Below are 10,757 nucleotides of genomic sequence, written 5' to 3' on the forward strand. Positions count from 1 at the left end.
CAGCGTGGGCGAGGGGATGAGTAAATTCGGCGAAATTCTAAGCGCCAAGGGCGGCACGCAGCTAGCCGCGATGCTTGAAGCGCTAAATCAAAGCGAGGTCGGCAAAAAGGTGCTGGATAAAATTTCGGGCGCCAAGGAGGATGGTAAATCCGAGTAATATTTGCAGCGTCTCGGGCGAGTAAAATTTTAAATTTATGCGCTAACGGCGCTGTGGGGGAGAGTAAATTTGAGTAATAGCTAGCGACACAGCGCGGGCGAGCAAATTTGAGCGGTCCGCTCGTCCGAGCGGTTTGGCTGTCCGCACTTGGATAAAATTTAAGGCGCTAGTGAAATTTAAAGGTTGCGAAATTTCAAATACTCGCGAAATTTCGAATTTCGCTGGAATTTAAAACGTCGTGAAATTTTAAAATGCCGTAGAATTTTAAAACATCGTGGAATTTTAAATATTGCGGAATTTAAACGCCATATTTCAAACGCTCGTAAAATTTTACGCCCTTGTGCGCGAGCATTAAAGACGGCGCGGTATCGCAAGTATTCGTAGAGCGCCGAAACTGCGGGTAAATTTTAAAAAATTGGCAAAGCGAGATTTAAAATTTAGGCGCGGGTGCATAGCGTTCACGCGAATTGCACCTAGTAGTTGCAGGTTGCCTCCAAACGCTTGAGCTCTGCCGTCTAGCGGTCAAATTTGCCGCCCGCGAGGCTAAGTTTATTCGGTTCGGATGAAATTTAAGAAGCGCGAGCTGTTGGCGGCAGCGTAAAATTTAACCCGCTTGCATAAAATTTTAAGGAGCGCACGATGACAAACGCCGTAAATTCCGCGCAGTACCAAGCGCGCATCAAACAGGCGGAAACTCTTTTTGAAGGGCGAAATTTTACCCGGCGCCAAACGATAAATTTAAGCGGCGGATATGAGATCGTAAAGGACGCATATAGGCTCGGCGCGACAAGCTTCAGCGGCGGCGAATACACGCTGTTTAATGCTAGCAAAACGCAGATAAAAAGCTGGCGCTGTATAGACGATCGGGCGGAATTTTTTAGCCTGATCCGCCACGCAAACGGTAAATTTTACCTCGCTTTTCGCCAGGATTTATACGGCTACAGCGTGCTTGAACTGGATCGCGGGCGGATTATGCGCTTCGTGCCGGACGCCTGGACGCTCGGCAAGGAGAGCTTCATTTGGGGCGGCGTGCACTATCTGCGGGACTGGGACGCGCTGGCCGCGAGCGGCTGCTACTGGGGCGCTCCAAACGGCGTGCATTTGGTAAGCTTTGCCGAGCCGATGAGTGAAGAGCAGAGATATGTCGATGTTTTAGACTGCATGCAGAGCGGTTACGACATCTACGAGCAGGCTGATTTCGCGGGCTTTGAGGGTAATGAACTGAGCCTAAAATGCTTTCGCGCAGACACCTTGCGATATGAAAATATAAAAATTTCGCGCGAGCGCTACCGCGAATGGATGTGCGAATCAAAACGACTATAAGGCTTAAATTTGCTAAATTTCGCGCTTAAATTTCAAGGCTTGCAAAACAGTAAAATTTAATTACAAGCCGCAAAAAGCGGAATTCGGCGAGACCAAAGGGGCTGAAATAAGGAATACGGATGTTTTTTGAATACATTTTAATCGGCGCCTGCGTAGGCTTTATCAGCGGATTTTTCGGCATCGGCGGCGGCACGGTCGTGGTGCCCGTGATGATGCTCTTCGGCTACGACGTCAAGTACGCCATCGGCATCAGCATCATGCAGATGATCTTCAGCTCGATTTTCGGCTCGTTCGTAAATTTTAAAAGCAAAATGCTCGACGTCGCGCCGGCGCTGGTGCTGGGGCTCGGAGGCTTTTGCGGCGCGCTTAGCAGCGGCTTTATCGTAAGCTATTTCTCCTCAAAATTTCTTCTGGGCACGCTCATTTTGGTGCAGATCATAAATTTAATCAAACTCTTCAAAACCCCGACCGAGCCCACCGGCGAGGCCAACGAATCTAAAATTTTGCTCTTTATCGTGGGGCTTGCGGTGGGCGCCGTGGCGATCAGCGTGGGTATCGGCGGCGCGGTATTCGTGATGCCTATTTTGATCAGCTTTTTAAACTACGACATCAAAAAGGCCGTCAGTACGGGGCTATTTTTCGTGATATTTTCCTCAAGCGCGGGCTTTCTGAGCCTTTCCGCGCACGGGCTCGTGTACTACAAGATCGGCGCGTTGCTAGGCATCGGCTCGCTAGCGGGCGTTTGCGCGGGCGTCAAAACCTCGCACAAGATCGGCAAAAAGGCTCAAAAGCGCTGGATGATCGCACTTATCGTCACGATACTTTGTATAACGGTTAGAAAATTTTTGGCTTTGAGCTAGGCGTGCTTGCCGAATCGAAGCTAAAATCGGATCTAAATTTAGTCGCGGCGCCTTGCCGCTAAATTTAACTCAAATTTAAAGGATCATCAATGAACGAAGCTCAAATTTCGCTAGCGGGCAAAATTTCGGACTCGCTAAAGCGCCTGATCAGGGGCAAGCTTAGCTCGCAGTACAAGGGCGAGGCGCCGTATTCGGGGTGTCGCGTGCAGGAGGGGTATTTTGATTTTTTGGGCGTGGAGTGCCGCGGATCGCGCATCAGGCTCTACCTTCACGACTTTGGCGCGGACAGCTTCAGAGCCGATGCGCCCGAGATAGACGAGCTAGAGCGCGAGGAGTTTGAGGCCATCGTCCCGCTTATCGCAAAGAGCGTGGAGGAGGAGTTTTTGGCCGAAGCAAATCTGCCGTTTTTTGCGTATAAGCTGGATTTAGCGGTCAAATTTGAAGGCGCGAGCGGTAGCTTGGCACAGCGCAGCTTCGAGCATAAATTTTACTTTGAAAACGCTGCGCGAAAAGCCGAGCTAAAGCGCAAAATGGACGATTATATAGACGAGCTCATTATCCGCCGCGATAAAAAGATCAAAGACGGCCGCGAGATTTTCGTGTTTATGGACCGCATTTTCGATCTTTCGCTTATGGATTACGACGAAACGGCGCTAACGGCGCTGCTTGAGCAGGTTATCGCCGCGGTGCAAGACGCCAAGAACAGGCGGCTTTTGGGGGATTTTATCATCGCGCTAGAGAATAATCTGCGGCGCTGGAAAGAGGAAAAATTCCTGCCGAAATTTTATGATATCAGCGATGACGGCTGGAGTAAAGATTACGAGCTTAAAAAGGATTTTACGCGGCAAAACGTGGACGCGGGCGAGCTTGCGTTTTTTGTGCGGGCGGCGCTTTGGAATATCAAATTTAAGCGCTATAGTTGGGATGTGAATCTTGCGCGCAAAGATTTGGAGTGCGCGGCTAAAATTTTCGGCTCGGCTCAGGCGCAAAGCTATCTGGATCACGGCACGGGCGAGCTTAAGGGAGAGCTAGTAAAATTTAAAGACGCAGACGCGGAATGCTCGGCGAACGACGTTTTTGCGCAGGTTCGAGTAAAAATCAAAAACGAAACGGCGGGCGCGTATAAAAAGGCGCTAAATTTCATCGTAAAGCTGCTGCAAGCGGGCTTTTCTGTGAGCTACGCCGTAAAACTTAGCTCCAAGGCGCAGAAAACTTATCTGCCGATCAAAGGCCTTGCGCCCACGCAGACGCATCGCTTTTTCGCCGCCGCGCTCGCGCACGGGCTGGACGGGGAGCTTGAGCTTTACGCGAACGAGACGCTAAAGCACAAGTTTAAGTTCTATGCCGATACGGATGGCGAAAAGTGCCTGATGAGCGGCAGTTACGCAGTTTTCGGCCTCGCGCTAAAGAGCGAAAAATACTTTGAGCTCGCGCGGCGCTACTTTGAGACGGTGGATGCCGAACATCAGAGCGCGCATATAAAATTTATCGAGGCATTTATCGATCGCTACGGCATTAGCGAGCGTAGTTTAGAGGTGATCGTCGCGGGGCTGCTGTCATATCAAGAGGATAAAATTTACAAAAGCTTAAAGGCGCTAATGAAGGGGCCTGCGAACAAAGCTCTGTTTGCACGCGCGATCTCGGGGCTACAGGAGCACGAGAAAGAGAGCGCGGCGTATGCCGTGTGGGGTAAAAACTGGCAGAAGGAAATTTCGGGTTAAATTTTGCGATTTTAAGGCTTGTCTTTTTGGTTTATACTTCGTTAGAAATTTCGCCGAATTTCAGTCACGTATTTATATATACGCTCCTTCCATTCGGCTCATTTCTGCCTCGTCTAAACGCAAAAATACTGCGCCTTATCTTGGGTGCTTCGCTTTAGAATTTTATATTCAAATCTAAAGCAAATTTATTAAATTTAACTCAGCGATGCTTTGCGTTAACAAAGCATAGCCACCCCTAACGTCGTCGGGGATGGAGGATTGTTAAGGGGGAAGGGAGCGACCTCGTAACTGCCCCTTAACAATAAAGGCGAGGCGGCGTTATCGTTATCATAGAATTTCCACGAAGATTTATCTTTTAAGCGCTTAAATTTTTATAAAATTCGGCTCAGCGAAATCGGCAGAGAAAAGATTAAAATAAAGGAGAAAAAATGGCGATAGACGGGGTGAAAATTATCAATAGCGACGACGGATACGATATCTATTTGACTATCACCGAGCGCTACAAAGACGGCGAAGATGTTGAAACGATACTGCAAGATGTTTTGGCGCAGGCGGAGAATTTCTGCACCGATGAGCTTTATAGCGAGATTTATTGGACGGCCCTAGCGTATTCGCTTTGGAAGATCGACTTTTTAAACGACGAAATCCGCGAAAAAGCCCTTGCTATCATAAAAGGCGGCGCAAGCGGGATGTGGAATAAGGTCTTTGATAAATCCCAGAAGCAGCGTCAAAAAGCGCTTGATAAATTAGCGCTTCAGCTAAAAAGCGAAAACCCTAGGCCGCTTGAGCGAGCCAAAATTACGAAACAAAAAACGCCCTGTTTTGAGGAGGGCGACGTTTTGTCTATCCAGATGCAGCAGGGATACGGCGTTTGCTTTGTCTCGGCGGTAGATCAAACGCCCCGCAAGCTGGAGTATCACCTAGCCTGCACCAGAGTGTTGCAAAAAGAGCCGCCCGGCATGGATGATTTTTTAAAAAGCAAGATCGCGAGCTCGAAAAACGGCGGGTTTCTTAGAGCGGACCGCTGGTTTAATCATAAGGATTTAAAGGAGTTGCTGCCTCATCTAAAAAAGATCGGCAAAGTAAAATTTGCCCCGTTTAAATTGGGCGAATTATCTCCCGCGAAAGAATTGGAAGATTTTTATAATAAAATCACCGCAGATCCCAAAGTATGGGGCTTTAGCCTAATTGATACCGCTCGTTTCATAGAAGAGGTGATCGAGGATATAAAAGGATAAAAGCGCCGCGCGGTAAATTTTAAAATTTAACCCTGGCGAAATTTTGTAAATTTAGCCCTTTGTGGTGGAATTTTGTAAATTTAACTCTCCGTGCGCGCTTTGCTTTTTAAAATTTCATCGCCGCTTGCACTATTTAAAATTTCATCACTGCTTGCGGCGTCTTTCGCGAGCGATTTTTGAAATTCGTATTTGAAATAAAACGCCCACGCGAGCGGACACAGAAAAAATAGCGCGCGGATTACGTAGAGCGATTTTAGCGGTATTTGAAAATATATCCACACGCAAAAAACGTAGCTTAAAACATACGCGAGCGCGCAGATTGCGGGCAAAAACCTTCTAAGTTTGATCGCCGCGACCAAAAGATAGATGCAGATCGCGATGAGAGAGCCTGCGAAAAAATAAAACATCGTGTCCTCCTTTTGGTAGTGCTCATCCGCATCGAAATAGCCTAAAATGCACGCTGCGACGATCAAGAGCGCTAAGGCTGCTCTTAGCGGCGCAAGAGTGCGCTTTATCGCTCCGTCAAGTAGCAAGTGCAAGCAGAGCGCGATAAAATAGGCATTTGCAGTAAAATCGAAAGATATATAAAACAGCTCTCCTCCAAAATTCCCCCGATGGTATTCGCGCCCCAAAATCGCGATGCGCGTAAGATAGATCGTGCCGAATTTTGCCGCTAAAAATGCGACCGTAAGCAGGATCGGGTGCAGCAGCGCTCTGCCTGCAAGCAGGTCCGCGCAAATGCGCTTCAGGAAATTTATCAATCTTTTCACGCTAGGCTCCTTTGAGATTTCGCCGCTTGCGGCATCTTTCGTAAAATTTTCGCCTTTTGGTTTAAATTTGATCTTAAATCGGGATAAATTTTAGCTCGAGAGCTTTTAAAAGTCGCTTAGAGGCAAAGGCGTAAATTTGCGCGTTTGGAGCGGGTTGTGTATTTTAAAATCCGCACCGTTCAAATCATTTCCTATCGCAACTGTTTACGGGCGAACACATATTGCAAAATGCGCGGATGGAATAGACAAAATCTACTTATTGATCAGCTCATTGCAATATTTTATGCATAAATAGCATGAAATTAAATTCATCGACTTTAAAATAAATCACGCTCAAAGCCCGCTCATATAAATTTGCACACTTAAATTCATAGATAAAATTTTAAGAAAAAATGAGATATTATACGTAAATTTTTTCAAGGAGTAAAGAATGAATTTCAAAAAAACCATATCGGTTGCCGTTATTGCGGCTTCGGTGCTGGCGCTATTTAGCGGATGCGCGAAAGAAAGCTCTCGCGTAGTGCAAACCCCTACGGTAGCGAGTCTAAATACCAATTACTCGGGCGAGCGGATTGCCGTGTCGGTAGGACGCTTTAACAACCAATCCTCTTACAACAACGGCGTGTTCTCCGACGGCGAGGACAGACTAGGCAATCAAGCGCAGACAATTTTGATCTCAAGCTTACAGCAAACGGGACGTTTCTCGGTGCTTGATCGCACGAATATGCGCGCTATCAAAGAGGAAAGCACAATCTCCAAAAGCGCACAAAACTTAAAAGGCGCCAGATACGTTATCACCGGCGATGTGACGGAATTTGGTCGCAAGACGACCGGCGATCATCAGCTGTTTGGAATTTTAGGCAAGGGAAAGACCCAAACCGCGTATTCTAAAGTAAATTTAAACGTCGTTGACGTTAGAACCTCCGAGGTGGTCTTTTCGACTCAGGGCGCGGGCGAGTATGAGCTATCAAACCGCGAAGTGCTAGGTTTCGGCGGCACTGCGGGCTATGATTCGACGCTAAACGGCAAGGTGTTAAGCCTGGCGATCATCGAAGCGGTCAATAATCTCGTAAACGGTCTTGAAAACGGCGCGTTTAAACTAAGATAAGGATAAAATTTGAAAGCAAGTAGCGCTCTTGCTCTTGCTGCTGCGGCCGTGATCTTTTGCGGCTGCGGCGGCGGGAGCCGGAATCAAATTTATTACTGGGACGGCAGCTACACCGACTCGACCTATCAGTATCTCAAGCAGGAAGGCGACGTAGGCGAGCAGATCGAAGCGCTTGAAAAATCTATCCAAAAGGCATACGAAAAGGGACTCAAAGTCCCGCCTGGGCTTTATTCGCATCTGGGGCTTTTGTATCTAAGCGCGGGCAACGGCGCGAGGGCGAGGGAGAACTTTGAAAAAGAAGCTCAGGCTTTCCCTGGATCAAAGCCGTTTTTGACCTTCGTTACAAACCCAGCTGCGCTTAAAAAAGCGGAGGCTAAGTCTGATGAAACGAAAGCTACAAGCGAACGCGAAGTCGCCAAAGCGGTCTCTGCGAAGCAAGGCAAAGCTGCCGCAAAGCAGGGCGGCAAAACGAATAAAAAGGCTAAAAAATGAAAAATAAAGCTCAAATAGCGATTTTTAGCGTATTCGTGGCGCTGTTTTTTAACGCGTGCGCTCTAAGCGAGCCTGAAATTTATGACTACTCGGCGCTTCAGCAGGCTAAGCCGCGATCGATTTTGGTGCTAATGCCGACAAACGAAACGACCGAAGTGGACGCAAGTGCTGCCGTGCTTGCCAACGCGATCTATCCGCTAAGCGAAGCGGGGTATTATGTATTTGATCCAGCGCTCGTGCATGAGACCTTCAAAAATAACGGAATTTACGAGGCTAGCGACATCCAAAATGTCTCCGCGCACAAGCTAAGACAGATTTTCGGCGCAGACGCCGTGCTGTATCTGAACGTCGTCAAATACGGCACTTCGTATATGCTTATCAAAAGCACGAACGTGGTGGCGGTCAATGCCAAACTCGTGGATTTGCGAAGCGGCGCGATGCTCTGGGAGGGCTCGGCGCAGGTCAGCGACGACTCGGGCGGGGGCGGTAACAATCTCGTGGGTATGCTGATCTCCGCGGTTATTAAGCAGGTTAGTGATACGATCACCGATGCGGGATACAAGCTCTCTGCGAGCGCAGATGCGATGCTGCTGGGCCAAAACTGCAACAACTGCTTGCTCTACGGCCCGTATTCACCGCACTACGGACAAGATAGGCAGCTTGGCGGCGGCAAATAAATTTTAAAAAGGACGAAAATGAAACTAGCCGAGGCGCTGATACTGCGCGCCGACATACAAAAACGCATCGAGCAGCTAAAATCAAGGCTCGCGGACAACGCAAAGGTGCAAGAGGGCGAGAAGCCCAGCGAAGAGCCTAATGCGCTGCTAGCCGAGCTAGACGCGCTCACAAGCGAGCTTGAGCGGCTAATCGTTCGGATAAATTTAACCAACTGCACCGCAAAAGCGGACGGCAAGAGCTTAACCGAGCTAATCGCTAAGCGCGACATACTCACGCTAAAAGCGGGCGCGCTGCGTGCATTCGCGCAAGCTGCCGCGCAAAAGGTGGACGTTTATTCGCGCAGTGAGATTAAAATTTTAAGCACAGTCGACGTTGCGGCGCTGCAAAAGCAGGTGGACGAGCTAGCTAGACAGATCAGGCAGCTTGACACGACGCTGCAAGGCGCAAATTGGCAGACCGATCTGATCGAAAGCTAAAGCGTAAAATTTAGAAAAATTTCGGGTAAGTATCGCAAGAGGCGAGTACGAAACTCACCTGCGAAGCAGGTTTATGGCAGCGCTCGCGGAAACGGGCGCACCCCTTTTACGATTTATTTTCAGTAAATTTACAAGGGCAATGTAACTACGCAATGTAACTACCGCGTACTGATCTAGCGATACCGAGGGCGGGAACGGGGAAATTTAAAACGAAATTTTGATCTTAACGGCGCGGCTTGTGGCAAAATTTAGCGGCGATTTTGGCGGATTTGACGCTCAAATTTTGCGTTAAATTAAGGCGCGCTTGCTATTTTACATTTGACCCGTCTGGCGTCAAATTTTACAAAAATCATAAAATTTAGCCAAATTTAAAGGATGAAATTTGAAATTTAAAACCCTTGCGCTGGCGGCCGCGTTTTTCTTTGCGACCGGCATAAATGCGGAGCTTGCGACAGAAGCGAATTCCATAAATTTTAGAAAAACGAGCGGCACGGAGCTAAATCTCGCGGACGTAAAAGGCGCCAAATTTCAAGACGTGGGGTTTAAAAGTGCAGATACCGCAGCGCACGGCACAACCCCAAACTCATCGCAAAAAGCAACCCTCATCGACGAAGCGAAAAATTTCTACCGCGTGGACGAGCTGCTGTTTCGCAGCGCTCAGCTTGACGGGAGCGACGCCGCGAAGCTGCACGAGCTTGGCATCAAAAGCATCGTAAATCTGCGCCATTTTAGCAGAGGCGGCGACAAAAGGGCGTTTGGAAATCAATTTTGGCTCACAAACAAGCCGCTTCAAAGCTGGGAGATAAAGCCCGCGCAGATCGCGGACGTTTTGCGCACCATTCGCGAGCGCCAAAAGGAGGGCGCCGTGCTCGTGCACTGCTATCACGGAGCCGATCGCACGAGGCTTGTGGTGGCGATGTACCGCGTGATCTATCAGGGCTGGAGCCTGGACGCCGCGCGCAGCGAGATGATAGATGGCGGATACGGCTTTCACTCCATGTGGCAGGATATCGCGGGCTTTTTGACGCCGCAAAACGAAGCGCTCGTAAGAGCCGAGCTTGGAATTTAGACGAAATTTCGCCCGTTAGTCAGACGGCGGCGAAATTTGTAAATTTAATAATGACAAAGTGCCGTTTATAACGAAATTTTAGAATACGAGCTATGTATATTTTCTGGGGCGAGGCTCTGGATACACCAAAATGGGGGCGAAAAACGAACTGAAAAGCACGATATCATCGCGGTTTATCTCGGGATAGCACATCGAAAACGAATCATGGGCATGGTCTTTATAAAACAAATAATCGGCATTGTTGCCCTCATCCAAGAAAGCTAACGACAAATGGGACTGTCCTTCGGGCGAAATCTCCACGTTAGAACCATCAACATGATTCGCTTTCAGGAAATCAAGGATGTAAGTTCCCACACGATCATGCCCCACTTCGCCGATGAAATGGGCTGAAATTCCCGCTCTACCCAAAGAGATGATGGCATTAAAAGCCGATCCTCCGGGCACCGCATTCACAGGCTTATTGTCCTTAAAGATGATATCTAAGACGGTTTCTCCTATACCAATGACTTTACGCATACGTTATGATGACTGCTTGTTGGGTTGCAAATATAAGGGAATTCGGTAGAAAATACAAATTTTTAAGTAACTTTGCGCTATGAATTTATACAACACTTGCACCCTTAGTAATGGGCTAAGGATTATCCATCTACCCACCTCTTCACATGTTGTTTATTGCGGTTACGAGATCAATGTAGGCTCGCGCAACGAACGATTCCTACAATGTGGCTTGGCACATTTCTGTGAACATGCCACCTTTAAAGGTACGAAACGGCGGCGTGTTTGGGCCATCAGCAATGCTTTAGAGCGCGTGGGTGGCGATTTAAATGCGTTTACCAATAAAGAGGACACGGTGTTTCATGCGGCC

Annotated in this window: 12 protein-coding genes; 10 read left to right on the forward strand and 2 right to left on the reverse strand. The window is 48.3% G+C overall.

From position 1 onward, the window contains the following. Window positions 1–796: 796 nt before the first annotated feature. The 4 genes from Q0257_RS04035 (at window position 797) to Q0257_RS04050 (ending at window position 5,299) form a co-directional block, all read left to right on the forward strand. Window positions 797–1,480 carry a hypothetical protein gene (locus Q0257_RS04035; protein ID WP_298021851.1) on the forward strand — a complete coding sequence of 228 codons (684 nt, stop codon included), beginning with the start codon at window positions 797–799 and terminating at the stop codon, window positions 1,478–1,480. Between the two features lie 119 nt (window positions 1,481–1,599). Then, window positions 1,600–2,340 carry a sulfite exporter TauE/SafE family protein gene (locus Q0257_RS04040; protein ID WP_298021854.1) on the forward strand — a complete coding sequence of 247 codons (741 nt, stop codon included), beginning with the start codon at window positions 1,600–1,602 and terminating at the stop codon, window positions 2,338–2,340. An 89-nt stretch (window positions 2,341–2,429) separates the two neighbouring features. After that, window positions 2,430–4,061: a DUF6138 family protein gene (locus Q0257_RS04045; RefSeq protein ID WP_298021857.1), complete on the forward strand. Its 1,632-nt coding sequence runs from the start codon at window positions 2,430–2,432 to the stop codon at window positions 4,059–4,061. 428 nt (window positions 4,062–4,489) lie between these two features. Continuing rightward, window positions 4,490–5,299 carry a hypothetical protein gene (locus Q0257_RS04050; RefSeq protein WP_298021860.1) on the forward strand — a complete coding sequence of 270 codons (810 nt, stop codon included), beginning with the start codon at window positions 4,490–4,492 and terminating at the stop codon, window positions 5,297–5,299. 80 nt (window positions 5,300–5,379) lie between these two features. Here the strand turns inward: Q0257_RS04050 and Q0257_RS04055 are convergent, their stop codons facing one another. Then, a complete protein-coding gene (locus Q0257_RS04055) occupies window positions 5,380–6,069 on the reverse strand; it encodes a hypothetical protein (protein WP_298021862.1) in 690 nt (229 codons plus the stop codon). A 430-nt stretch (window positions 6,070–6,499) separates the two neighbouring features. Between Q0257_RS04055 and Q0257_RS04060 the strand changes: the two genes are divergently transcribed. From Q0257_RS04060 to Q0257_RS04080, 5 genes are all read left to right on the forward strand, one after another. Continuing rightward, window positions 6,500–7,177 carry a CsgG/HfaB family protein gene (locus Q0257_RS04060; protein WP_298021865.1) on the forward strand — a complete coding sequence of 226 codons (678 nt, stop codon included), beginning with the start codon at window positions 6,500–6,502 and terminating at the stop codon, window positions 7,175–7,177. 9 nt (window positions 7,178–7,186) lie between these two features. Continuing rightward, a complete protein-coding gene (locus tag Q0257_RS04065; protein WP_298021868.1) occupies window positions 7,187–7,669 on the forward strand; it encodes a DUF4810 domain-containing protein in 483 nt (160 codons plus the stop codon). Continuing rightward, entirely contained in the window at window positions 7,666–8,346 is a 681-nt protein-coding gene (locus Q0257_RS04070; RefSeq protein ID WP_298021871.1) for a DUF799 domain-containing protein, read from the forward strand. Before Q0257_RS04065 ends, Q0257_RS04070 begins: the two co-directional genes overlap by 4 nt. A gap of 18 nt (window positions 8,347–8,364) precedes the next feature. Continuing rightward, complete coding sequence (locus Q0257_RS04075; RefSeq protein ID WP_298021874.1) at window positions 8,365–8,823, forward strand: DIP1984 family protein; 459 nt, start codon at window positions 8,365–8,367, stop codon at window positions 8,821–8,823. Between the two features lie 382 nt (window positions 8,824–9,205). Beyond that, a complete protein-coding gene (locus tag Q0257_RS04080; protein WP_298021877.1) occupies window positions 9,206–9,892 on the forward strand; it encodes a protein-tyrosine phosphatase family protein in 687 nt (228 codons plus the stop codon). Window positions 9,893–9,982: 90 nt separating this feature from the next. On the opposite strand, the gene Q0257_RS04085 is transcribed toward Q0257_RS04080, so the two are convergent. Further along, window positions 9,983–10,408 carry a PfkB family carbohydrate kinase gene (locus Q0257_RS04085; RefSeq protein ID WP_298021880.1) on the reverse strand — a complete coding sequence of 142 codons (426 nt, stop codon included), beginning with the start codon at window positions 10,406–10,408 and terminating at the stop codon, window positions 9,983–9,985. 79 nt (window positions 10,409–10,487) lie between these two features. Between Q0257_RS04085 and Q0257_RS13050 the strand changes: the two genes are divergently transcribed. Then, window positions 10,488–10,757 (forward strand): insulinase family protein (locus Q0257_RS13050; protein ID WP_366517493.1); only part of this gene is annotated, 270 nt, incomplete at its 3' end.

The sequence above is a fragment of the uncultured Campylobacter sp. genome, assembly GCF_938018035.1.
Lineage (GTDB): Bacteria > Campylobacterota > Campylobacteria > Campylobacterales > Campylobacteraceae > Campylobacter_B.

Excerpts from the sequence above, each read along its gene's own strand:
- Q0257_RS04035 (WP_298021851.1), top strand. The coding sequence starts at position 797 with ATGACAAACGCCGTAAATTCCGCGCAGTACCAAGCGCGCATCAAACAG.
- Q0257_RS04040 (WP_298021854.1), top strand. The coding sequence starts at position 1,600 with ATGTTTTTTGAATACATTTTAATCGGCGCCTGCGTAGGCTTTATCAGC.
- Q0257_RS04045 (WP_298021857.1), top strand. The coding sequence starts at position 2,430 with ATGAACGAAGCTCAAATTTCGCTAGCGGGCAAAATTTCGGACTCGCTA.
- Q0257_RS04050 (WP_298021860.1), top strand. The coding sequence starts at position 4,490 with ATGGCGATAGACGGGGTGAAAATTATCAATAGCGACGACGGATACGAT.
- Q0257_RS04060 (WP_298021865.1), top strand. The coding sequence starts at position 6,500 with ATGAATTTCAAAAAAACCATATCGGTTGCCGTTATTGCGGCTTCGGTG.
- Q0257_RS04070 (WP_298021871.1), top strand. The coding sequence starts at position 7,666 with ATGAAAAATAAAGCTCAAATAGCGATTTTTAGCGTATTCGTGGCGCTG.
- Q0257_RS04075 (WP_298021874.1), top strand. The coding sequence starts at position 8,365 with ATGAAACTAGCCGAGGCGCTGATACTGCGCGCCGACATACAAAAACGC.
- Q0257_RS04085 (WP_298021880.1), bottom strand. The coding sequence starts at position 10,408 with ATGCGTAAAGTCATTGGTATAGGAGAAACCGTCTTAGATATCATCTTT.